This is a genomic window from Legionella rowbothamii, from assembly GCF_900639985.1.
GTDB classification, from domain to species: domain Bacteria; phylum Pseudomonadota; class Gammaproteobacteria; order Legionellales; family Legionellaceae; genus Legionella; species Legionella rowbothamii.
In genome coordinates this window covers 58,968-84,449 of the sequence record NZ_CAAAIM010000009.1, presented here as the reverse complement: position 1 = coordinate 84,449, position 25,482 = coordinate 58,968, and the positions used below count along the sequence as shown (strand labels likewise).

The following is a 25,482-nucleotide window of genomic DNA, read 5'->3' as shown; positions in this document are numbered from 1 at the left end:
ATACTTTGGAACAAAAAGAAAGAAACGCAGAAGAAAGATACCAGAATAGAATGAAACCATTTTCTGAATAGATGTTTTTTAAATTTCTTTCGCTGGTCAGCGTAAGTTGATCGAATTCAAGACTAGCGTACCCCTTGGAGAATTAAATCAAGCTCCCTTGCAAAAACGAAAAGTAGAATATAATTTAAGCTAATCATTTTAAGGGATTGCGTTCAACAAAACCGGTTACATTCAAATGGCGTCATTTCTAGGGGAAATTGATTCTGCAATGCGTGCGTTGGTATTGTAAATACGGGATTAGTTATTAGGACATCGTCAACTTAACTTTTGAATTCCTATAACATCAAGGATTTGGGTTAGAGTAACAAATAACAAACAGAAACCCAGCAGAAAAATAGCGGCGACTATCCCCAAGTTCGATAACCATCAACTTAGGGATAATCCATTACAAGACGAAGAACTCCTGGCTGTCTATGGCAATCTAATGGTAAAACTAATTGAATCGTCTTTCTCTTGCATCGCTTGGTACCCGAAAAAACAAATTGTAACAGCTAACGCAACAAAAAAAGCGGTCAGGGATACCGCAGCTAATGCGCATGCAGCAAAAATCCCGCCAACAACCATCATATTTTCTTTTGTTGCCAACCTGTCCGATTTATTATCATTTTCGAAAAATGAAAAACTCATAACATAGCCCCTCTATTAAAGAATAAATAAACCATATAGCTCCCCGCACCATTCCTCACTTAGCTCTGAATGATGCGGGAGATTACAAATAATGGCTGGATTGTATAAGAAGCCAACCCAATTAGGCAAATTTTTAACGAGGGCTATGACGAAATTCTTCAGGATGGTTATTTTCCTCTGCTAAATATTCAGGTAATTCTTTACAGTTAACCAAAAATCCAAATATCAGGGTAATCCTCCCTTTATTATTCGTTCGACCAAACCTATAGCCTTTAAATGGCGTCATTTTCAAGGATGAATTGATCCTGCAATGTGTCCGTTGGGATTGTAAATACGGGATCGGCTATAGAGATTTGAAAAAAATGGTTAAGGAACGTGGTCTTAAATTGGATCCCACCACAGTTTATCGTTGAGTTCAGTTCTATGCCCCGATCTTAAAGCGGCTAGCCTGGCATAAAAACGCGATGCAAGGCGGTGGCATTGATTTTTATTTGTCCCATCGACGCAATGCCATTGCTGCGGTGGGAAATGTAAAAATCAATTGTATTGCACCCTTCATCGATTGCGCGATACAGGTATTTCCACTCTCCTTTTGTCGCTTTTTTAATTCGGGAGCGTAATACTGAACCCAGCGATAGAGTGTGGTGTAGTCTATGAAAAACCGCATTCAGGGTTCCGGCCAATAATTGGCAACGGAGCCCTAAATTTAAATGAATTAAATGCTATTGCGGGAACTTTCTGTACTTATATGTTCCTCATCAGAATTTTGAATCGATTTCAAAAGAGCTGGTACTATGAGATCGTATTCTTTTTCGGTGCATGTGGAGGCTAGTGTTTGAAATACTACATCTACCATCTCCTCAATACTTAAATTATGAAAACTAGGCATATTCGAAGATTGGACAAAGCGAAGTCGTAAATGTTCTAAATAATATTTAGGGGATAACTCAAATATAGAAAACATGGTAAAAGGTTTTAAGAGTGCTGCATAGACTGATGAGAGTGCCCGCTGCTCTTCAGTTGGATCGTCTAAATGAGCAATGGACATTAATAAAAATTTAACCGCAAATTGAATTACTGGATTGTTTTTTTGCTGGTGAAGGGGCGATTTTTGTTTCTGTAATAAAGTTGCTGCATCTAATAAAGCACGTCCTAGCGATTCTAAGATATAAGAAGAACCATATTCCTCTTTCCATTCTGTGACCCATTCATTGACCTTCTGGCTGTCGTTAATATATTTTTCCTCTGGAACATGATTTATTATTTCTGGGACTAGGGCTAATGATAATAAAGCTGTTGAGGCAATTTGCTTTTCAGATGGGGTAAAGAATGTACCCTCCTGATTCGGTGTGTGCTTGTTTTTTTTGAGTGTTGGTTCAGGGGGCTCTGTTGTATTTCTTTTGCGTTTTGAAACTTGGCTAATCACATCACCAAAATCAGTGGATAAGTGTGGCATAACAAACCCTTATGTATAAAATTTGAATGCGGGATTGTAGCACTTAAATATTAACAAAAACTTAAACGACCGCTTTAAAATATAATTGCCTCCATGAGTAAGCTAGAAACTGTAGCACGCTTTTTTTCATCCTCATATTTAAGTCCAAGGCAAATTGGTTTCGAAGGGATAAAGGTATCGTGTCGGTTTCCTTTCCAAGATCGCGAAAACGCTCTAAATAATTTATAGTCTAGAGCAACAGTTAAATTGATGGTGCCCTCATTACATTAATGCAGTTACTTTAATGAGTTCTTGTTGGTGAATTCATCTTGATTTGTTGAGTTATTTTTCTCTCCGGAAAAGAAGGTATTATTACTGTTCTGAGAGAAAGAATTGGCTACTAAGGGTTTTTCTTGTAGGGGAGGAGAGGAATCCAACATGCTGGTCGAGGAGGTTCTAAAAGGATTAATACGGCCATCCCAAGGTATAAATGCGGTCATATCATTAAAATAGCTTAGAGTGGGTGGTTTTAAGGATAGAACTGTGTCAGGTAACATTAGCTTATGGACATTTGCCCATAGTGTTTTCTCTATCTTTTCTTGGTCCGCATGATTTAATTCTTTAAGTTGATAACCCAAGGTGATATGAAAAGGAAAAGCAATATTTTTGCTTAAATTAAAAAACGAAGCAATGCTCACAATTTTCTCTTTTTGTACGGGTGAAATATCGACTACCAATTGTAATACGGGCTTGGTAATAATCTTGGTACTTTGTATAATTGAAGGGGAGAAATTTAAAAACATCAGCAAATGCTCATGCATTAATTGAAAAAATGTCAAGTTCTTGTCAATAAACTCCAGCCACTGGTCTTCAGAGGTATGATTTTGCACAAATAAATTATAAGTAGTCATATGGTAACTGCTTAGTGGAAGCAATGAATAGTGCTCAGCTATCAGAGGGTCTTGCTGTAAAAAATTAAATATATTTTTCCAAAATGGCTCATCCTCAGAATGAATGCTAGATATAACTGATAATCCGGGAAACGGAGTGAATTTTCCATGCTCATTCATTTTGCCCATAACGTAATCACCAAGGTCGTTTTTATGTATATTTTACATCTTTTTAGTTACTAAGTGAAACCTCTTAATATTTTGATTGTTTTTATTCAATTAGTTGTTTATAGATCTATAATTTAGAAACATAAAGTTATTATAGGATGCCAATGTGGCTAGAAAGATTATTTCTCCGGGGCAAGCGGTATTACTACTTATAGACCAGTAAAAATTTTTTTTATCCCAGGCACAGCTAGTCAGAGAATCGTCTATTTAGATGAGCTTTGATTGTTCATAGAGAAGTATGAACGATATTTTTACGAATTAAATCCTGCCTAAAAAGAAGTTCAGATTCTTTAGTTGTTAAATATGTCGGCGAAGACCAAAATGAAAGTTGATTCGTAGTTTGAGGTTGTTGGTGAACGATAAAAATTTTATTTTTTAAACCACCGTCCTCCATAGGTAATTCATGTGCTTTTCTTCTGTCAGAAGGTGGTTTTTCAAAAGCATTGGGAGGAAAAAAACGCTTAGAATAGAGGTCAAACCATCCAGCTTCATATTTGAAGAATGTCTCCGGTGGACGAGAAGAGGATAATTGGCTCGTTGACACAAAAACATCTTCGGCCTTTATCCAATGATACTTTCCCCATTGACTTACTATAAAACAAAGTTGGCTTTCATTACTAGTAAAATATCCGGCGACAACCACTGCATGTTCACGATTACTTGCTAAGTATGTGGGATCACCCTCGTTATTAACATCAAAAAAAATAATAGGAGCCTCGCTAGCATTGATTGCCGAAATTATTCTGTCTACATAATTATCAAATTGTTCTTCGGTGTAAATAGTGGATTTGTAGTAGCCATTATCTGCAGCAATCGCGGCTAAAGTTTTTGCGCTATATATTTCCCCAACTTGGGAGCCATATTTTTCTTTAGCAAGCTGTCGCAGAGAATAAGAATATTCTCCGTCGTTTTTTCGAATGGGTAGCGGCACTGGCATTCCGCGGAATTTATTTAAGGAATTTAACACTACGCTTAGCGCATTTAACTTACATACTTGCCCATGTTGTACTTGAGGAATAATGGGTAAACCAAGTTGATATTGATAACCTGTATTGGTTCTGATTACTTCTGTTTCAAGGAATTGAGAAAAGTCTGTAATTTGCGGCATGAGGTATGAGGGACTCAAAAATCCATATTTTGACTCTCATTTAGATCGATTGTCAAGTATTTACTCTTATTGCTCATAAAATTGATTTATAGTTTCTCAGCGACTTTAAATATGATGAGGAGCAATTTAAATTCGTAATCAGAAGCAAATCGGACCGTTCAACCGGAAAATCCGCAAGAGCACGCAAGAATAAACTATCAAGTTTATTTGAGCAAAAAACTTGCCTTGGTAAGGATTTTCTTCAATGTGCCAAGTCTGACACTCACGAAGAGATTAGCTTAAAATCTTTAGAGAATGTTTTGCTCCCACCTATTCACCGTGGTGCTAGCCACCCACAGAATAATTTGCCACCCATTCAAATGAATGTGGTAGAAGCATCTGGTATAGAAAGTAAATGGACACTATTAACTAACCTCCCAGTTAATACGCTCGAAGAGGTGAGATTTGTAGTGGAGTCGTATAGAAAAGGTGGCATATCGAATCATTTCATAAAGTACTGAAAACCGCTTATAAAGCAGAGCAGATTTATTTGTATACCACTCGAGATGCTATTCAAAATTTGACAACAATGATTAACATGGCCTCCGTTCAAACTTACTGGCTGATACATCAGGCCAGACACGCAAAAAGTAGGCCTGCAAGCAACTGTTTTCAAAAATCAGAAATTGAGGCCCTTCATGTATATTATTACCACAAGAAATTAGAGAATATTGACAGTATTACTCTCGAGCAAGTCTATTTTCAAATTGCTCGATTAGGAGGGCACAAAAATACTAATAATAAACACCCAACCGGTATTTTAACTATATATAGAGGTATTAAAAAATTAACAGAAATAAAAATCATGTATGAGGCATGTATGTCAATAAAAACATAAGGTTAATTGGAAGCACATACCCTAAGTGGACAATGCATAAATTTCCATTCAAGAAAATATTAGTTTCTCAAATAATGGATTCCAAAATATATACAATAAGGATACATTATAGCTTCTTTAAACAAATATCAACCAAAATATTTATTGGTTTTGATTGTAGATGATTGGCTCTTATCTCGCCCAAAGGATATTAATCATGCAAGAAAAAAATGAATCTCCTTTTTTTGCTCAAGAAACTGCTCTAGAACATAATTTAAAAACAATTATAGAAAGATTAGAACCTGAAGAGATACTAAAAAAATATCCTCGGTTATTAACCTCATCATTTTTAAATGAGCTTTATTACAATCCTGACCAAAGTAAATATGCAGATTATACCAACTTAATTTTTTTAGTAATTAATATTCACGGCATTAATTTATTAATTAATCACTCAAAAATATTAGGTGAAATTAATCCTGAAGAGACGAATATAACATTATTATCGGCTCTGACAAAAACAGCATCAGGGATTAATTTTTTAAATGAAAATCGAAATTTGCTTACCCCAAAAAATCTTAATCAGCTTTTAAAAGAAGATCTTTCAGCAGGAATAATCGCCTTGGTGATATTTGCTGCCCATCCCGAAGATCTTTCAGCAGGAATAAGCGCCTTGGGGGGATTTGCTACTCCAATAGAACATCGCTCATTAATTCAAAATCCTGATTCATTAAGTCAAGTCAATTTAAATGCTAAGATAAGGCACGACTCTGAAATAACATTACTATGGTTGCTTGCAAACTTTGAAGAAGGACGTGAATTATTAATAAAGCATCCTAGTTTATTAGATAACGCAAACTTAAATACCGGGCCAATGGAAGGACCTGACAAGGGGAAAACGGTCTTGTGGTATCTTGCCGGTTCTCCCCAAGGACTTCAATTCTTAATAAATCATCCTGATTTATTAGATAATAAAAATGTAAATACCGGGCCAATGGAGGGACCTCATGCAGGAATAACTGTTTTGTGGCGGCTTGCCCGCTCTTCCATAGGACGCCAATTCTTAATAAAGCATCCTAGTTTATTAGATAACGCAAATTTAAATACCGGCCCAATGGAAGGCCCTCATGCAGGAATAACTGTTTTGTGGGCGCTTACCAGTACTATCGAAGGACTTCAATTCTTAATAGATCATCCTGGTTTATTAGATAATATAAATTTAAATACTGGGCCAATGGAAGGACCTGACACGGGGAAAACAGTCTTGTGGTATCTTGCCGGTTCTCCCCAAGGACTTCAATTCTTAATAAATCATCCTGATTTATTAGATAATAAAAATTTAAATACCGGGCCAATGGAAGGACCTCATGCAGGAATAACTGTTTTGTGGTTGCTTGCCCGCTCTTCCATAGGACGCCAATTCTTAATAAAGCATCCTAGCTTATTAGATAACGCAAATTTAAATGCCGGGCCAATTGCAGGCCCTGATGCACGTGACACAGTGCTGTGGTTGCTTGCTGACACGGAAGAGAGACGGCTAGTGCCAAGTCAGAACCCAGCTTTATTCGCGAGCGGCTATTTAGATATTGGTCCAACCCAAGACCCAAAAAAGGGACAAAGCGTTTCCTCCTTGTTAACTCAAGTATTGAAAGAAAAAAACACCATACCACAGCACTCTGAGTACGCCACATTAAAGAAAAGAAAACGGGACAGCCTACCCCAAAACTCCAAAAACGAAGCAGCAGCCTATTTAGTTTCGAAACGCTCAAAAATAGACGCAGCTTCTGAACTACCTAACCTGATAATTGAAGCAGCGCCCTCTCATTCCAATAACGTCGTACACGATGGGAATGATCATCAAAACCGATTTATTTCCTCCGGTTCTCCCAAACAGGGTTTCCGCTCGATGGAGCCCCCTTATATTAAACTTTATCATGAGACGGGAATTGCCTCTAAATATCTTACGAATATAGCTCTTCCTCAACGCCCTGTTCCCCCTGCATCGGATTCTAAAAAAACAGTATCTCAGGAACTCTCCTTTCTTCCTGTAAGTAGTCTACCCAGGTCAAACGAACCCGCACATCGTCATCCTATTCAAACCTCGCACTGGGAAATGGATTTATATTCGCTACAGGAGCACGTCAATCCATGTGAAATCACAACCTTTGTCTGTGCGGGCAGGAAAGAAAACGCCTTGATTCCTCCTCTAACACAGAGTCGAGTAGCGCTTATTTGCACTGAAGAAGAATTACCGGTATTCCTCGCTCATTTATCTCCTTCTTTTGACCTATTAGTCATCAAAAAGATGAACAGCCAATACAATGGGGATTATCAAGAACATTTGGGCACCATTACCGTAAGGCGACTAGCTGCCTTTTTATTTGCTTATGAATACACACTTAATGAATTCATCTTACTAGATGATAACATTAAGAATTTAGCGGTCCCCTCACTGCAGATTACTCCATCTTGGCATGAGCTATTTGGGGTGTTGAAAGACCGCTTAAGCGACATAGGCTGCATTAGTGTGGCAACAGGCTCAGGCCGGGCGAAGGCCTCTACCACCTTAGGTTCTAAATTTTTTATGATTAATATGGCGCGTATTCGCGAGTTAATTCACGAGGAAGCACACTTATTTTTCTTATTTCCTGAGGCCACTCAAGCCAGAAAATGGGGTGAGGATTATTATTTTCAAATTGTTCTCGATTATTTATTTGAAGGGAATAAGAAGAGGGGTTTTTCTACTCTTCCAGCCAGCGACATTCATCTTGTCCGCGCCATAAAGCACCGTAATGCATTTGCTGCCAGTGGAATAAAAGCACGCTCTTTTGACGAGCCTATGAATTTAAAGAATGCGCCACCATCCTGGCAACACCAGGTACGCCACGCGATTAAATCGCTAAATAACCTTATTGAGGTGAATCGTCAACGTCACGCGAATTATGAGAAGTTTTTACAGCAATTTAATTTGCTACGTTGCCATGCGGCTGCCAATCATATTGACGAAAAGCCCTCTGCGGCAATGGCGCTTTCTTTATTAAAAGGCAATGATTTTAAAACCAATTTTTATAATCTAATTAATCATTATGATTACACCAAGAGCGCATTGCGCGAGTATCAGAAAAAAGCAATTCAACAAGTGACTCAGGCCTATCAATTTCCATCACGCTTTGTGATGGCCACAGGAAGTGGTAAAACCCTGATTCAATCCACCTTAGCCTTGATGGCCTGGCACGCATCGATGGAGAATACGCCTGTTTTTATTGTCACCCCGCACATTAATCTGGTGAATCAATTTTATGAGGATTTAATCCGTTATAATGCCACTCTATCCAAGAAAGGCGATGCCTTAAGTATTTCTAATGAGGCTGTTTTAAAGCTTTCCAGCGATAGCCAAAGCGTCTGTCTGGAATTATTTGGAAAAAATCGCTGGGTTAAACAACAGAAAACGATTATCATTTGTTGCGAGAAAAGTTTCAAAAAATTGATGGCTCAAGATGAAGCTTATGTGACTTCCGCTTCTTTAGTCCTTTTTGATGAATATCATGCCTATTCTTCTCAAGTCGGCAGGACCTGTACGTTATTTGCCAAAAAAGACGCACCGCCTATCACTATTGCCAGTAGTGCCACCCCTCCCAAACCGGATCGCATTCCAAATACACTGTATTCGATGAGCATTCAAGATGCTTTTAAGGGAGCTTTTCATGCGTCCATTGTGGCGTGTAGTTTCAACCTGGATTATTCAAAGGCGAATGTTAAGATACTTCTGCGCTGCTTGCCCGATTTGTTGCAACATCAATATCATCCAGGCATTGAAGGAGAAGGACTAACCCTAGCAGAAACCAAGGGAATTATCTATGTGCCATCGATTAAGGTAAGCGAACAATTATGCGCTTATTTGCTGAAAGCCAACATTCGCGCCTACGCCGTTCATAGTAAAGTCAATAAAAAGGAGCATGATAAACAGCTCAAAGAGTTTGTAACCCATTCTAATGCTGGAGTTTTAATTGCAGTAGAAAAACTGCGTTTTGGCTTTGATTGTCCGGATTTAGCCTGGGAAATTATTGCCCGCAAACCTAATTCGACTCAGCCTGAGCAAGATATAGAGCAAATGGTAGGACGCGTTATCCGTAAGACAGGTAATAAAATCGGTTATGTTCTTTCATTTCAAGACATTCATAACCAATATATAGCCCCTTTGATGAACGAGCAAAGAAAACAGCTCTCGCTTGCCCCTGAGTTTTTGGCCAATGAGCCAGAATATCATCTGGATCAGGATAACCATTGTGTGGTAACCGACAATTGGGACGACGAAGATGAGTTGCACGAAGTTCAAAACGGGACAAGTGCACCCAAAGGAAATAGAACACTTAAAATTATTCCGTATACATGCCCGATCAAGGACTTTAGCCTTCCTGTTCATGACATGCAGGAAAAAGAGGAAAAACTGCCCAGCCCTCAAGAAGAAGAACATGCGGCTGTCCCCTCGTCTCTAGAACACTGCATACCTCTCTTTAATGCCATAGCGCAACAACAAGAAGAGATATTTCGTACTGAGTTAAAAAATATCATGAAAACCTATATGGCCAACCATTTAATTCCAAGAGTGGCTGCCAATGACATAAGAAATTGGGTTTCTACTTGTTCTCCCACAACTTTACTGGTCCACGATTTTTTTAAGCACATACCTGCTATCTTCCTAGTCGATCTTTTAAACTCCTCAGAGGCAAAATACTTTATTGCGCTATTAAACACATGCTCTGGTCTGGAAAGAGAGCAATTAATTCAATCAGCAACTCTTGATGAGTTATGGAGGAGATTAAATCTGGTAGAGATGCAAACACTTATTTATAAGTTGGCAATTTATCGCTCACCTCAATCCATCTCCCACATCGCCTCTGTTTTATTAAGACGAGCGGCTGAATGCAAACAAGAAGAAAGCGCTATTAATGCCCTACTTAGCTACTACATAAGTAAATGTATTCAAAATACACCATCGAATATGGACGACAATTTAAAAACCCAGCTAAAAAGTATTAAAAATACTCTTGATTTAGAGGAAGAAAACGTAAACCCTGTTTTACCTCAATCTGAGAAAACTAAGTCCTCATCTAAAAAACGTAAAGATATTGGCTTTTTCCATAGCGCCTCCTCCAATAAAAAGCAAAACAACCCGCAATTAGCGACCGACGGCGTCCTATCCAAGGAAAATTCGGTAATTCAGGAAAATACGCTCAGTTTCGCTCAGTCTCCATACAGGAGCGTGCCGCCCTTAAGTATTTTTACAGTTCCTAAAAATTATTATCCTTCTAATCAAAATTATTATTATGAAGCTGAAGACATTAATATAATACTGGAATATCGCATGAAGGGGGTTCTGCCGACAATCTGCTTGAGTGCAGTGCAACTGGAAAGTTCTTCAAAATATGCGCGCATCGGAGAAACGTTAAAGAGCTGGAAAATACATGCTGCGTTGACAGAAAACACTCAAGCTCGCGTATTAATTCCTATTAATGACGCCGCAAAAAAACATTGGGTAGGAATGCAAATCAATTGGGTAGGCTCTACAATTACCAAACTCATTTATTTTGATGGGTTTCTTTCTGAGCAGGAAAAACTGGAGCAAATTACTCTGCTTTATGCAGATTTACAGGAAGCCCAGTTAATAGGGGATGGAATGAGTATTGAGTATTCAACGAACGTTTTACCCCAAACGGACCTCAGCAGCTGCGGTCCTATATTGATTGAAGCATTCTATTGTGAAAATACAGGAAAATCCTGGTCAAAATCCACTACAATGAACACTCTTCGTGAACGGCATTTACGCCTTTTGAAGGATGAAGACCCCACCTTTTTTCACCAGTTTGGTGCCCGACAAGAGCTCAATCAATCCACAGTTCATTCCATTGCAGAGCAAGAGAGAAATCATGGGTTATAAGAGCATCATCAATTTAAGGTCTAGTGTGAGGTCATCGTGCTCTAAATAAAATTATCGGTAGCGGTTCCTGTTCTCATATTTTAGCAATAGCTTTTTCAGGGTATGGGGCATTCACAGAACACATTAAAATATAAAGTGTTAGATTAAGATAAAACCTAACAAGTCGCCTTGACAAGGTATCCTCCCTTAAATAAATTAACAACCAAAAGGACAAAAAGGGATGACTTTGAAAAAAAGGATTGCAGTAATTGGTTCAGGCATATCGGGTTTAATGAGCGCTTATATCTTAAGCAAAAATCATGATGTTTCATTATTTGAAGCTTACGATTATCTAGGAGGCCATACACACACAGTATCTGTTGAAACTGAAGACGCTGCGTATGCTATCGATACTGGCTTTATAGTTTTTAACAACAGAACATATCCAAATTTCTGTGAATTACTTGAAGAGTTAAATGTAGCAATTCAAACCAGTGAAATGAGTTTTAGTTATCGCTCCGATCGTCGGGAGTTGGAGTACAATGGCTATAATCTAAATACCCTTTTTTCAGACCGTCGCAACCTGCTTAAATTAGACTTTTATCACCTAATAAAAGACATTATTTTATTTAATTCCCACGCAAAAAAATTCTTAACTCAGGCAAATAATCTCGAACTATCTATTAATGAATTCATCATGGGAAACAAGTACTCGGAGCAATTTAGAGAATGTTATCTTGTACCCATGATGGCTGCTATTTGGTCTAAAAATAAAGAAGATACCCTAAAATGTTCTGCTTTCTTTATATTACAATTTTATAATAATCATGGCCTTCTGGATGTGTTCAATCGACCTACTTGGTATGTTATTAAACAAGGCTCCAAAAACTACATTACCCCCATGATTGAGCGGCTAAAAGGTCAAGTTTACTTAAACTCAAAGGTAGGGCGAATAATACGAGAAGCTAATAAGGTTAAGATATTCGTGAATTCTGAAGAACACATCTTTGATGCAGTCGTATGCGCTACTCATAGCGATCAAGCCTTGACGATGCTCGAGAAACCTACTCCTGAAGAAATCAACATTTTATCGGCAATAAAATACACTGAGAATGAAGTAGTCCTTCATAAAGACAGAAATGTAATGCCTAAAAATAAAAGAGCTTGGGCAAGCTGGAATTATCTCGATAACGAGGGTACTGCGCCAACCCTTACCTACTATATGAACCGACTGCAATCAATTCGTTCCAATCATGATTTTTTTGTATCGGTTAATCTAACAAATGAAATTGCAGAAAATCAAATAATTCAATCATTTAAATATGCACATCCATGTTTGAATATCTCTGCGTTAAAAGCTCAAAAACACATTAATTTGATTAATGGGATAAATAATACATACTATGTGGGAAGTTATTGGGGCTATGGATTTCATGAAGATGGTGTCAATAGTGCAATCAATGCCTGTAAGCTCATAGGAACCTAGATGATGAACCATCAAATTTTTACAGGTTATGTAAGACATCGCCGCTTTTTTCCAAAACAGCATCAATTCTCATATAAATTATTCATGTTCTGGGTTGATTTAGCTAAGATAAATACTGTCTTCAAAGAAATTAAACACGTTTCCATAGAGAAGTTCAATTGGTTTTCATTTCGACGAAAAGATTACCTGAACCAATCCCCAATCCCTCTTGATGATTATGCTCGTCAATTAGTTATGGATCGGTATAAGATTTACCCAACGGGTAAAATATATTTATTAACCCATCTTAGTTGCTTGGGATATTGTTTTAACCCCATCAGTATTTATTTTATCTTTGATGAAGCGAATCAATATTTGGACTATTTAATTTTGGAAGTCACTAATACCCCTTGGGGAGAACGGCATAATTATGTTTTAAAGCATTTGGGCCAACCTAAAAATGAAATCTATTCTTATAAATTTCAAAAGGAACTGCATGTATCTCCCTTTATGTCCATGAATTATACTTATCAACTTAATTTAAAATTAAATAAACAAAAAATAGTCGTTCATATGGAAAACTATTGTGAGGGAAAAAAGAATTTTGATGCGACATTAATTTTAAAGGCTGAAGATACTTCGTCAATAAAAAAAGTATTCTGGCAACATCCTTTAGTTACCTATAAAGTTGCAGTAGCAATTTACTGGCAAGCATTAAAATTATGGCTTAAGGGAGTTCCATTTCATGCGCATCCAAGCTCAAAGGAAAGGACACAGAATGACTCAAAATAATTATTTATCAGCCCTGAACGCCCGATTATGCAAAAAAATCTTTCTCAGGTTATTAAATGGCATCACACATGGAAGGATCGAAGTCAATGATTATGAAGGTAGCTATATCTTTGGTCAGGAACACAAAGAAGATGCCTTAACTGCTACTATCGTTATAAATAATCCCAACGCGTACAGAACAATTCTACTCGAAGGCTCTGTTGGTGCTGGAAAAAGTTACATTGATGGGGATTGGGATACCGGCGATCTACAAAAATTGATTACACTGTTTATTAAAAATGACTCCCTCTTCAATAATATTGAAAGCCCCATCGCCCGTTTTTTCAGTCTGATGAGAACAGTAAGCTACAAATTGAAAATTAACTCGATTCGTCGCGCTAAAGAGAATATTCTGGCCCATTATGATTTAGGCAATCATTTCTTTAGATTAATTCTCGACCCTTCCATGATGTATTCATGCGCTATTTATAAACCATCAGGCATCAGTCTGGAGCAGGCGTCTAAGAAAAAAATTCAGGCCATTTGCGTCGCATTGCAATTAAAACCCTCGGATCATATTTTGGAAATAGGCACAGGATGGGGCGGATTTGCTTGTTACGTGGCTCAAGAATATGGATGTAAGGTAACCACAACGACTATTTCAGAAAAGCAATATCTTTATACCAAAGAAAAAATCAATCAATTGGGCTTAAACCATCAAATTGAATTATTAAAAGAAGACTACAGAAACCTTTGCGGACAATATGATAAAGTGGTTTCAATCGAAATGATTGAGGCAGTCGGACATAAATATTTTGATACATTTTTTCATCAATGCCATCAACTACTAAAGCCCGCCGGCTTATTTTTCTTACAAGCAATTGTAATTAATGATCAAGCTTATGAAGCAGCAAAAGATGAGGTTGATTTTATTAAAAAATATATTTTTCCTGGGGGTTGTCTGCCCTCAGTGCATTCCATAAGTAAATCAATTGCCAACCAAACTACACTACAATTGCTATCATTCGAAGACATAGGCCACCATTATGTTCCCACTTTAAATGATTGGCATAAAAATTTATTAAAAAACAAGCAGGAAATTCTTGCTCAAGGATTTACGGAATCGTTTATCCGCATGTGGGAATTCTACTTTTTTTATTGTGCGGCAGGTTTTCAGACTAACTATATAAGCAATATTCATGCCTTGTGGCTTAAAAGATGATGAATACACTACATTATCTGATTCATACCACTGCTTATTATCTCGCTTGGTTTGCTTGCATTATTCTTGCTGCTCGGGGATATGCATGGATAAGTCCTCTTATGGTAGTTTTTTTTGTAGGGTTACAAGTGTACTGGCAGCATCAAACGGGAAGATCTCTACAAGGGCTATGGCTTTTATTAGCAATAGTCATCTCTATTAGTACTCTATTCGATAGTACTCTGGTTTATAAAGGGATTGTAATTTATTCTGCAAATCCTTTTTCTCCCTATTTTACTTCTCCATGGATGATAACTCTATGGATAAGTTTTACCGTTGTTTTATATGCCACATTAAGTAAGCTATTTGATCATCTATTTTTACTTGGACTTTTGGCAGGTGTCGGTTTTTCCTTGGCATTTCACATTGGAGGAGTGCTGGGGGCAGCTTTTTTTCCTTATGGCAGCATCACTACTTGTCTTTTCATCGGAGTAATGTGGTGTTTTCTATTGCCATTTTGCGCGTATTTATATCAAAAAATAAAGGCCTAAAAATAATGCATGCGATAACCATAGTAATGATTTATCTTTTTTTACAAATGATTTTTATGTGGGGATTATATCGCATTTTAAAAAATCCTTCAGTTGTGGATGTTTCTTGGTCATTAGGATTAATGGTTTCAGGATTAATCTATTTGTATTTGGTCCCTTTAAATTTTCGTACTCAAGTTACGGGCATTCTTCTCATTATCTGGGCTTGGCGCCTTGCCTTTTATTTATGGTACACCCGAATAAGGGAAGGACATGTGGACAGGCGTTATACTGAACTCAGTAGCCGTTGGAAAATAAGTCCTTCCCTTGGTTTTTTTATTAATTATCAACTCCAGGGCCTGCTCATTTTAGTTATTTCAAGTGTATTTTTTTTGATTAGCCAATCAGGACTGACTCATATTACCCTGATAGATATCCTTGCATTTTTCATTATTACAGTAGGAATTATCGGAGAGACAGTAGCAGATTTGCAACTGCAGGGCTTTAAAATGCGGCATAAAGGAGAGGTCTGTAACCTAGGTTTATGGAATTATTCACGACATCCGAATTATTTTTTTGATTGGTTAAGCTGGATAGGATTCGCTTTACTGGCGTTACAGTCAAACATAGGATATTTGGGCTTAGTTTCGCCATTAATGCTTTATATTATATTTACTCGTATGACAGGCCCCTTAACAGAAAGAGGCTCCATAGAATCCAGAGGGCAAAAATACATTGAGTATCAAAAACAAACGCCAATGTTTTTCCCTTGGTTTAAGAAAAAAATCGATTCTGAATGAATGCAGCCATTAAGCTGCTCAGTCCACATAAAACCATTCCCCAAATAAAATCGATTAATGTTATCTTCAAAGGCCAGTTCGTAAGAATTGAGTAATTGGTGAAATCGTAGATACCATAAGTCACAACGCCAAGGATTATTCCTCCAGCAACAGCTTGCAGATAATTCCCCTGTGCACTGGGTAGAACAAAATAAAGAATTCCTAGGGCGATGCAAACATAAACAACTACGGCTGCCCACCAAATAGGCGCCATGCCTCCACCTGATTTGCGTAATAGCATGCCAATGTTTTCTGCATAAATATTTTTGGCAATGAAACCAAGCCAAATCATATCCAATACAAAAACACAAATCATCGTTAAGAAAAATAAGCCTATCTGTTTCATCATAGTTCTCCATAAATATCAGCAGCCCGTCCTTCATTCGATCCTCTGCTAATACTGATTTAGGCTCCAGTTCAAAGTCCCCGAGCATACCCATATCTATTTCCACCATCGAAAGCCCTGATGCGAGATGATGATGGTGTTATTATGCCAACCTTAAAATTCCATAACGTTCAATAAAAACAAGTACTGGATGCATTTCATCACTCCGCTGAGCTACGAACATTCAATTAAGGCAAATAATTTTTAAATGCCTACCCACATTAAAATGCTTGATGACTGCATTAAACGCCTAATACTAAATTATTGCATGTGTACAATAATTTATCAAATACCTAGGCTTTAAGACTAAGGGGGGCTTGAAATGAATGATTAATAATCTCCCTATGGTAAAAACCATTACTCCTGCACGTAATTTAAAATAGAAACCCTCTTAAATAGATACTTTAGCAACATAATCTAAACCAAAAACTAATAAATAAAGTGGCACTACAATGGTGACGGTTAGCAAACTCACTCATGGAAAGCTCCTAAAAGTGTTAAACCCGTAACGAGATAAATTTTTTTGTACCATTTAATTGTATAAGTTAATGCGCCTATGAATTTACTATTTGTTTCCATCTATTGAACTTTTAAATTTCCTCAAGCATAGTGTAGCTAAATTATTTATTTTTTGAATTTTACTATGGCACGTTATTTAGTTATCGCGGCAAGCAGTGCAATTGGACAATCCGTCACCACGTTGTTGAGAAACCGTGGCGATAAGGTATTTACCACCGCAAGAGATAACCATAAGATTAATCCAGACTTCTTGCTCGATGCCAGCGACTTTGATGCGGTTACTTCGGTTTTTGATAGTGTCGGTAGTCTAGATGGGGTTGTCAACTGCGCAGGCTCTTTATTGTTGAAATCTGCTCATACAACAACATTAGATGAGTACCAAGCATGCATTAATGCGTCGTTAACCACCGCTTTTGCTACGATCCGTGCTGCGGGTTTGATGATGAAAAAAGGCGGCTCAGTAGTATTGATCTCATCAGCAGCAGCATTGGTAGGGCTAGCTAATCATGAGGCAATTGCTGCGGCGAAAGCAGGAATTATCGGTCTTGCTCAATCAGCATCAGCGACTTATGCGTCGAATAACTTAAGAGTCAATGTGGTAGCGCCAGGAATGGTCGATAGCCCTTTGACCTCTCCTTTAGTAAATAATCAGCTCGTTTATAATGCATCAAAAGCAATGCATCCTTTGGGACGTATTGGAACACCCGAAGATATTGCTCAAGCGATTATATTTTTATTAAGCCCAGAAAATAGTTGGATCACTGGACAAGTTCTTGCAGTGGATGGAGGCTTAAGCCATGTTCGTCCCAAAATGAAAATTTAACTCACTAAAATTTATGACAAAATTTTGCTTTATTTGAAATTATCCTGAATCCCCCATCCGATGCCTTTAGGTTCGAAAAGTTCAAATTGAAACCATGTAGGCAACTTAAAGATGAGATTTTAAAGGGATAGATTCTTAATGATTAAATGAAGAAGTAAATTAGTGTTCCGAGGAGACAGACCACATCCTTGTGGTAGTGCATCATCCTTAATGCATTCTAAACAATCCTTTTAAGACGTCCGCTGTCTTTCCTCGTACTTCATTAATCATAGCGAACAATTATCAAGAATGAAACTCAAAATAGCGCATTATCATGTAAGAAATTTCTTATTCTCGATGATAGTTCAAGTTATTGTAGCATTTTAGATTTCTTATTGGCTTGTAATGTCTTTATAGTTTACAACGCCTCCGCATTGACGAGTAGAGACCTTTCCACATGTCCTAAAAAGTCCGACCAAAAGGTTTAAAAACAACAAATCAAAGCAAAGATTCAGTGGTCGAACTTAAAGACAGTCTAAAAAAGAAAAAGAACACTAAATTACCTCCCCTGCTAAAGCAACAGAGCAAAAGCAGAAAGGGACTTAGCTCAAACAAAAGTACAAATAAGCACCATTTTATCTGCTCCTATGCTATCATGAACGCTTCGTGCCTCGATAAGTAAATGATTCATCTTATTTTCAATGGGCACTTCTATTTTTATCTTTTTGTTGCAATGAAAACATATAATTTATCGGTTACAGACTTAGCACTTCCTTCACCTAGAGTAGGAAGTATTGATACCTATTCTGGTTTTAACCTTACATCCAAACTCGCCATTAAAGCGCATCAAACCCTTCAGTACAAACAACTAAAATTGCATGCAAACTACACTCCAGAAGTAAATATCACCCATCAGCTTACTTATAAGCAGTATTTTTTTAACATTTCAGGACAGATGGATGGCATTTACCAAGAGGAAACCCTAAGAATTGAAGAAATTAAAACTGCCTTTGAACCTCAAAAATTGATTGAGGGGCTTGCAGAAAACTATTTTACCCATCCGTACTGGCTGCAATTACAAATCTATGGCTATATTCATTGGTTAAAAACCAAAACCATTCCCAAATTAAATTTATTAATTGTTTCCTTACGCAATAAAAAAACCTATCCTTTAGTTTTCGAATTTAATAAAGAGGCGTTTGAGGAATGGTTAAATCGTCGCTTAGAAGAACTTGTCTTAGAAATCAAAGAGTCAAAAAAACGAATCAAACGTCGCAAAAAAAGAAGTAGTCTAATTAGTTTTCCTTTTGCTCAACCACGACCCCATCAAAAAGAATTAATGGAATCTGTTGAGTCCTCTATGAAGAATAAAAGGCCCATGCTCATTCAAGCCCCTACCGGTTTAGGCAAATCGATTGCTATTTTGTATCCCTCGTTAAAGGAATCATTAAGTCGAGGACAAAAAATACTCTATTTAACTCCTAAGAACAGCCAACATCAAATCGCTTTAAATGCAGTTCATTTGCTTCAAGAAAAAGGCTCCTCATGTTCTTCCCTTATGCTCACCTCCAAAAAAAAATTGTGCATGAAAAGTGAACCGATTTGTACGAGTAAGCAATGTGAATTTGCCGAAAATCATTACACGAAATGCACTAGTAATGATTTATTAAAGAAGATTCAAAAAAAACAAAACTTAGATGCCTCTGTGTTTAGAGAGCTAGCAATAACTTATCAAGTATGTCCTTATGAATTGCAGATGCAGGCCATTCCCTTTACCGATGTGGTTATTGGCGACTACAACTATGTTTTTTCATCAACCAATACACCTCGTCAGGTGGTAGGGATGCAATTGGGTGAACATGAAAAGCCTAATTTAGTCATCGATGAGGTACACAATTTACCGAGCAGGGGCATGAACTATTTTTCCCCTATATTGGAGGTTGCATTTTTTGAGCGCTATTTAGATGCACTCGATAGATACCCTCACCCCTTCCAGAAAAAGCTTACGAAAATCATCAATCAATGCATCAACCTTATTGATAATTGTGCGCTCCCCAACGTCTATGAACCACATATCACAAGGGCCCCAGAGGAGGCTTTTCAAAAGCAAGAAGAAAAATTAAATCAATTGCTTACTGATTATTTAGAATCGGATTTAACCATTGAAAGCGATGACCCGATTTTAAAGTTGTTTAATTACTGGTCCGATTTTACTGCAGCACTCGAGTTTGTAAATCAAGGAGGAGATGAGTTTTTTATTTCGTTCCACCCTAAAAACCATACCTTAAAAATTAGCTGTTGTGATGCGTCCAGCTTTTTAAAAGAACACTACACTAACTTTCAACAAGTTATTGGTTTTTCTGCCACTTTAAAACCCTTTGATTACTACAGCCAGCTCATTGGGCTAAATACGTCTCGATTACACACAGAAGAATTTTCTTCACCCTTTTCGCCTCGCCATCGTAAACTGCTTATTATTCCTCAAGTATCCACCAAATACCGAGATAGAAAATCAAATAGTCTTAAAATAATTGAAGTTATTGTTCGCCTCTCCGCTTTAAAGCCAGGCAACTATTTTGTATTTTTCCCAAGCTTCGAGTTTTTGGAGCAAATTTACACACAAATGCCCAGCCTTTCACAATTTACGTTAATTCGACAAGAGCGTCGTATGGACGCGCCAGAAACAAAATCGCTTCTAATGCAGCTTCATCAACATAATAAGAATCATTTATTTTTTGCCGTGCAAGGCGGCATGTTTGCCGAAGGAATTGATTATGTCGGTGAATTAGCTATTGGCGCGTTTATTATAGGCCCTCCCCTGCCGTCTTTTGATTGGGAGCGTGAGCAAATGAAACGCTATTACGAAACTCATTATCAACAAGGGCAAGAATATGCCTACACTTATCCTGCCATGGCAAAAGCCATTCAATCTGCAGGAAGAGTCATTCGCAGTGAAACGGACAAGGGATTAATTGTGCTAATGGATAATCGCTTTCTTCAATGTGCCTACAGTCAATGCATGCCCAAAGATTGGTACTCGGAAAAACCACAAGAACTGATTTCCACCTCAATTATTAAGGATGTGCAATCATTCTGGAATCAAGAGAACAATCCCAATAATCATTTAAAATCGCAAAACACCGAAACTGGATCAGAGGCATTGAGTACCAATGACTGAGCTAGCCCATAAAAAGATTCTCATTCTCGATTGCCAAACCACGGGAATGCATCCCAGCTCAGGGCGTCTCCTGCAAATAGGATGGTGCATTTTTGACCCCAACTCATTGCATTTTTTTGATATTCAAAAATGGACACTCAAAATTGATGAGGAGTTAATTCCGAGCAAAATAAAAAAAATGCTGCATCTTAGTGAAGAAGATTTGGAGCACAGCATTGACCCGCAAAGTATATTTAATCTATTGCAACAGACTTTAAATGAACTCGGGCCTGACCCCATCGTGATTGCGCATTATGCGCAATTTGAGAAAAGCTTTTTAAAGCAGTTTTATTTAGAGCATACCCAAACAGAGGAGTTAAATTTTAAATTAATCTGCTCGCAAAAAATTGCAAAACGCCTCTTACCCCACCTTCCCAGCCACAATTTAAAAGCGATAGCCGGATATTATAAATGGCCGAATACACCAAAAAATGAAATCCACTCTCATGTCTCCATGACCATTCATGTGTGGCAACAGCTTTTACCAAAGCTCCTTACAGCAAATATAAGCTGTTACTCCAGTCTTGAAACCTGGTTAGCAACGAAGCCTTCTGAAAAGAAGGCCATTCACTATGAATACAATATTGAGCGGTTAGCCAGGTTAAATCTGTCCATTAATCCAGGGGTGTACCGCATGCTCGCCGAAGACGGAACGATTTTATACATTGGGAAAGCAACCTCGTTAAAAGCACGGGTGAACTCCTATTTTCGTGGAGTAAAAAATCGAGACCGTCGCAAATTAGAAATGCTAGCTCAAGTATGGGACATTGAAACCATCGAATGCGATACTCCGCTGGAAGCAGCCTTACTGGAGTCGGACGAAATAAAAAAATGGTCACCACCTTACAATGTATTATTAACATTAGAACGTCAAAGCCTCATTTTTTATAATTACAACTACAGCGAATTTTCGAAACACCGAGACTCCACGTTTATTAATGGGCCTCATAAACATCAGGATGCCCTAACCTGGTTAATGGGATTAGTCCATGCGCTAAAAAATCATGAAGCAATTGATTACGGAGAGGAACACATTAGCGCCAAAGCACTAAAAGATGCCTGGCAACTGTTTTGTACTGAGCATCATTTAGAGTATGCGTCTATTGAGACACTCGCCATACGGTCATGCTTATTTATTGGCTACACGTTCTTAAAACGATTTGAACAAACTTATGGAAAGGGAACATTTCAAAAATGGTGGAGTAATGAAAAGAAGCAAAACCCCGAAGAGGATTTGGCTTTGGAAGAAAAAATAGCGCGAAAAATGACACGCATTTTTTTACGTGCAGCGGAAGCGAGACGTAAAAGCAAAATGATTTCCCGCTTATATAATTCCACCTTAATAATTCAAGCATCTAAAAAGAGTGTGGATGTAGTAAATGGAGAAATTCGGAACCCGGCATCGGGACCCAATGCAAACACAAAGCCACCCGCTTTCGAATTGAGCCACTATGATCGGCTATCTATTTTGCTCTCCGCGTTAAATAACAAGTCCGCGACCTTGATTAACTAATTGAAATCAAAGAGCGGTAATTGAATGCCTTCATGAATCAGGTGCTGCTTTAGTTTAATCCCAATCCCCAGTAATCGCACCGGCATATTCTTTCTTAAAAATCCCTCGTGAATAAGCTGACTAAACACAGATACATCGAGTCGCTCATGCACCAGCTCCACCGTTGTTTGCTGGAAATCACTAAATTTTAGTTTTACAAACAAATTATGAATTCCTACGAGACCTGCTCGTTCAATACGTCCCTCCAAACGAGTCATCAGCTCGGGAAGTGCGGCAAGGCAGGTGCCCACATCTGGTAAGTCCTGTAAATAGGTTTCTTCCACACTAATGGATTTACGAATGCGCTCCGGATTCACTGGACGATCATCAATCCCTCGGGCTAAGTCATACAAGCGATGCCCCATGACACCGAACGAGCTGACTAATGCGTCTAAAGAGTAATAATGTAAATCGCCACAGGTTTGAATATTCAAAGCATGCAGCTTTTCTTCCATTTTAGGTCCTACACCAAAGAGTTTACGTACGGGTAAATCTACCATAAAAGCACCAACTTCATCGGGCTTAATGACCTTCTGCCCATTGGGTTTATGCCAATCGCTTGCAATTTTTGCCAAACTTTTATTGGGGGCAATACCTGCACTGGCAGTTAATTTCCGTGCCTTAAAAATCCGTTCGCGGATTTCTTGGGCAATCCAGGTGGCACTACCCTGGCATTGAGTGGACTTAGTCACATCCAAATAGGCTTCATCCAAGGACAAAGGCTCGATTAAATCGGTGTATTCTGCAAATATCTCCCGAATGTGCTGACTCTCCTGCAGATACACCTCCATACGCACCGGACGTAAAATTAAGTTTCGACACAACTTGCGAGCTTTTGCTGTAGGCATCGCCGAGCGCACCCCAAAGGCGCGTGCAGCATAATTACACGTAGCAATCACCCCACGCCGGTCCGCCTCCCCACCTACCGCAATCGGCCGATGCGCCAACTCTGGAAAATCACGCATCTCAATGGCGGCATAAAAACAATCCATATCAATATGAATGATCTTTCGGATTGAAGTCATGCTTTTTGAGCTCCATCCCCGCAATGCACCTGGGGCACATCCGTCCAACGCGTAGTGTAGGCAGGAGACTTCAACTCAGCACGCATGGCCCATGGTTTAGAATACCCTTCAGCCGCTAAACGAATGGTGCTGCGCCCATATTTGGCATTGATTCGGTCAAACACACTCATTAACTGTTCGCTATGCTCGAGCCGCTCCTCGGCGGGCTGGTGAAACATGTCCAATTGTCTGTGAGCTTTGGGAATTAAGTCCTCCAAGCAAACGCCTACTTTTTTGTAGAAATAGCCTGGCTTGAAGATTCGACGTAAACAGCGCTTGGCATTTCGTGTAATCAAGCGCAAATCATCCGTCGGATTAATCAGGCGAAATTCCATGGCTTGAAAGTGCTGGGCTAAATCCTCGCGGAAACGGTTGGTATGTACAAAAACATATATTCGTTGGGCCACCAAATGTTGTGCGCGCATTTTCTCCACCGCACGTGCGCAGTGACTGCTCACCGACTCCGCAATGGATGCCCACTCGGTTTGCATAGCACCAAAACTTTTAGAAGACAGGATGCTTTGCTTGGGCTCTATTTCTTCCAACCCACCGCAGGCGATGCCCTGCAATTCCATAACGATCCGCATAATCACTACATTAAAACTCTTTTTTAAATGGTGGGGGCTGGCACAGGCTAGGTCGTATGCCGTGTTAATCCCCCGAGCAATTAGTTTTTTTTCCCATTGCCGCCCTATCCCCCATACATCCCCAACACCGATTTGCTTTAACCACGCCTCTCGTTGAGTGGTAATATTAAATACCGGTACTTTAAAGACTTTTTTACACAGATAATTAGCCACTTTCGCTAACGTTTTAGTGGGACCAATACCAATGGAAGTAGAAATTCCTGTGTGTCTTAGAATTTTTTTTTGCAAATCTTGGCAAAAGGTATCATGCAAGGCTACTGGCAAGCTGCTCAAATCGATAAAGGCCTCATCAATGGAATACACCTCCAGATGAGGCCAGAATTCTTCTATGGTGCACATGACCCGATGACTGATGTTGCCATAGAGGGTGTAGTTGGAGGAAAATGCTTTTACCCCATGCTGCTTGCATAAATTCTTAATTTTGAAATAGGGTGCCCCCATCGCGATGCCCAAATCCTTTGCTTCATTGGAGCGCGCAATGCAGCAACCATCGTTATTCGACAAAACCACGATGGGAACATGCCATAAGTCGGGGCGAAACAAGCGCTCACAGCTGGCATAAAAATTATTACAATCAATCAGGGCAAACATGTTATAAGGGCTCGTGCAATACCAGGGTAACCACACCCCAAATAACCATCTCGCTTTCTTCCGTAATATCGATGGGTTCAAATTGCGGATTAGCAGGCAGTAATTGCACACGGCCTCCTCTCTTAGACAACCGCTTTACCGTCAGCTCCCCATTCACCGCCGCAATCACGATACGGCCATCGGTAGCTGCAATGCTCCGGTCCACTATGAGGTAAGCCCCGGGAAAAATACCCGCATCAACCATCGAATCACCGGTCGCTTGCACCACAAATGTTGCAGAAGGATTCTGAATAAATTGAGTATTTAAATCCAAATAACCTTCAATATAATCGTCCGCAGGTGAGGGGAATCCTGCTTGTACTTTGCTTGCAAATACAGGAAGTTGGTAGGTTTTAAAAATAAACTCCTTAATTGCATCCACTTGAGACACTGGAACGCGAATTGTTGTTGATGGCTCACCTCGAGGACGCCCCGAGCCATCTCGTTTACCACCACGTGGAGACATAATCTACTCTTTTTTTGATTACCGTTACAGATATCATAGAGACCTAAACCTCTTTTGTAAATCCAGCTAGAATATGGTTTTCTATTAAGAGAATCTAACCTATTGACTAGGCGAGAAATAATTTTTTCATATCAGTCATAAATAGTATGGCTCAGTCTGAATAATTCCTTTTAAGTGTAGGATGTCTTGCAAATTGTTATCACACTCAATTAATGATATGGTTTGCGCAGTCCTGAGTTCTTTCAAGTGAATCTCATAAGAACTCAAAGCATT

Annotated in this window: 17 protein-coding genes and 1 pseudogene; 9 read left to right on the top strand and 9 right to left on the bottom strand. The window is 38.7% G+C overall.

Going from position 1 to position 25,482, the window contains the following annotated elements:
• Window positions 1-471: 471 nt before the first annotated feature.
• The 5 genes and pseudogenes from E1P08_RS13950 to E1P08_RS13925 form a co-directional block, all read right to left on the bottom strand.
• A complete protein-coding gene (locus E1P08_RS13950) occupies window positions 472-687 on the bottom strand; it encodes a hypothetical protein (protein WP_133137621.1) in 216 nt (71 codons plus the stop codon).
• A 512-nt stretch (window positions 688-1,199) separates the two neighbouring features.
• A pseudogene (locus tag E1P08_RS13940) lies at window positions 1,200-1,342 on the bottom strand (DDE-type integrase/transposase/recombinase); the annotation flags it as partial.
• Window positions 1,343-1,402: 60 nt separating this feature from the next.
• A complete protein-coding gene (locus E1P08_RS13935; protein ID WP_133137620.1) occupies window positions 1,403-2,143 on the bottom strand; it encodes a hypothetical protein in 741 nt (246 codons plus the stop codon).
• Window positions 2,144-2,418: 275 nt separating this feature from the next.
• Window positions 2,419-3,201 carry a DUF1868 domain-containing protein gene (locus tag E1P08_RS13930; RefSeq protein ID WP_133137619.1) on the bottom strand — a complete coding sequence of 261 codons (783 nt, stop codon included), beginning with the start codon at window positions 3,199-3,201 and terminating at the stop codon, window positions 2,419-2,421.
• 265 nt (window positions 3,202-3,466) lie between these two features.
• Window positions 3,467-4,348: a hypothetical protein gene (locus E1P08_RS13925; protein ID WP_133137618.1), complete on the bottom strand. Its 882-nt coding sequence runs from the start codon at window positions 4,346-4,348 to the stop codon at window positions 3,467-3,469.
• Window positions 4,349-5,421: 1,073 nt separating this feature from the next.
• Here E1P08_RS13925 and E1P08_RS13920 point away from each other — a divergent pair.
• The 6 genes from E1P08_RS13920 (at window position 5,422) to E1P08_RS13895 (ending at window position 15,888) form a co-directional block, all read left to right on the top strand.
• Window positions 5,422-11,142 carry a DEAD/DEAH box helicase gene (locus E1P08_RS13920; protein WP_165485193.1) on the top strand — a complete coding sequence of 1,907 codons (5,721 nt, stop codon included), beginning with the start codon at window positions 5,422-5,424 and terminating at the stop codon, window positions 11,140-11,142.
• Between the two features lie 220 nt (window positions 11,143-11,362).
• Window positions 11,363-12,607 (top strand): NAD(P)/FAD-dependent oxidoreductase, encoded by a 1,245-nt coding sequence (locus E1P08_RS13915; RefSeq protein WP_242602478.1) that lies wholly within the window; start codon window positions 11,363-11,365, stop codon window positions 12,605-12,607.
• On the top strand, window positions 12,608-13,378 hold the full coding sequence (locus tag E1P08_RS13910) for a DUF1365 domain-containing protein (protein WP_207387375.1): 771 nt from the start codon (window positions 12,608-12,610) through the stop codon (window positions 13,376-13,378).
• A complete protein-coding gene (locus tag E1P08_RS13905) occupies window positions 13,365-14,579 on the top strand; it encodes an SAM-dependent methyltransferase (protein WP_133137616.1) in 1,215 nt (404 codons plus the stop codon). The genes E1P08_RS13910 and E1P08_RS13905 overlap by 14 nt, the downstream gene beginning before the upstream one ends.
• Window positions 14,576-15,109: a DUF2878 domain-containing protein gene (locus tag E1P08_RS13900; RefSeq protein WP_242602477.1), complete on the top strand. Its 534-nt coding sequence runs from the start codon at window positions 14,576-14,578 to the stop codon at window positions 15,107-15,109. The genes E1P08_RS13905 and E1P08_RS13900 overlap by 4 nt, the downstream gene beginning before the upstream one ends.
• A 5-nt stretch (window positions 15,110-15,114) precedes the next feature.
• Entirely contained in the window at window positions 15,115-15,888 is a 774-nt protein-coding gene (locus E1P08_RS13895) for a DUF1295 domain-containing protein (protein ID WP_133137615.1), read from the top strand.
• Here the strand turns inward: E1P08_RS13895 and E1P08_RS13890 are convergent.
• A complete protein-coding gene (locus E1P08_RS13890; RefSeq protein ID WP_242602476.1) occupies window positions 15,863-16,276 on the bottom strand; it encodes a DUF2177 family protein in 414 nt (137 codons plus the stop codon). The genes E1P08_RS13895 and E1P08_RS13890 overlap by 26 nt on opposite strands.
• A 679-nt stretch (window positions 16,277-16,955) precedes the next feature.
• Between E1P08_RS13890 and E1P08_RS13885 the strand changes: the two genes are divergently transcribed.
• From E1P08_RS13885 to E1P08_RS13875, 3 genes are all read left to right on the top strand, one after another.
• On the top strand, window positions 16,956-17,654 hold the full coding sequence (locus E1P08_RS13885; protein WP_133137614.1) for an SDR family NAD(P)-dependent oxidoreductase: 699 nt from the start codon (window positions 16,956-16,958) through the stop codon (window positions 17,652-17,654).
• 661 nt (window positions 17,655-18,315) lie between these two features.
• Window positions 18,316-20,811 (top strand): ATP-dependent DNA helicase, encoded by a 2,496-nt coding sequence (locus tag E1P08_RS13880; protein ID WP_242602475.1) that lies wholly within the window; start codon window positions 18,316-18,318, stop codon window positions 20,809-20,811.
• The gene (locus tag E1P08_RS13875) at window positions 20,804-22,363 is read left to right on the top strand and encodes a GIY-YIG nuclease family protein (protein WP_133137613.1); all 1,560 of its coding nucleotides are present in this window, start codon (window positions 20,804-20,806) and stop codon (window positions 22,361-22,363) included. The genes E1P08_RS13880 and E1P08_RS13875 overlap by 8 nt, the downstream gene beginning before the upstream one ends.
• Here E1P08_RS13875 and dinB read toward each other — a convergent pair.
• Genes dinB through E1P08_RS13860 form a run of 3 tightly spaced genes read right to left on the bottom strand, consistent with a single transcriptional unit; the run spans window position 22,360 to window position 25,209 of the window.
• Window positions 22,360-23,427, bottom strand: coding sequence for a DNA polymerase IV (gene dinB / locus E1P08_RS13870; protein ID WP_133137612.1), 1,068 nt, complete (start codon window positions 23,425-23,427; stop codon window positions 22,360-22,362). The genes E1P08_RS13875 and dinB overlap by 4 nt on opposite strands.
• Window positions 23,424-24,704: a Y-family DNA polymerase gene (locus E1P08_RS13865; protein ID WP_133137611.1), complete on the bottom strand. Its 1,281-nt coding sequence runs from the start codon at window positions 24,702-24,704 to the stop codon at window positions 23,424-23,426. Before E1P08_RS13865 ends, dinB begins: the two co-directional genes overlap by 4 nt.
• Window position 24,705: 1 nt before the next feature.
• Window positions 24,706-25,209: a LexA family protein gene (locus E1P08_RS13860; RefSeq protein WP_133137610.1), complete on the bottom strand. Its 504-nt coding sequence runs from the start codon at window positions 25,207-25,209 to the stop codon at window positions 24,706-24,708.
• Window positions 25,210-25,482: the final 273 nt, after the last annotated feature.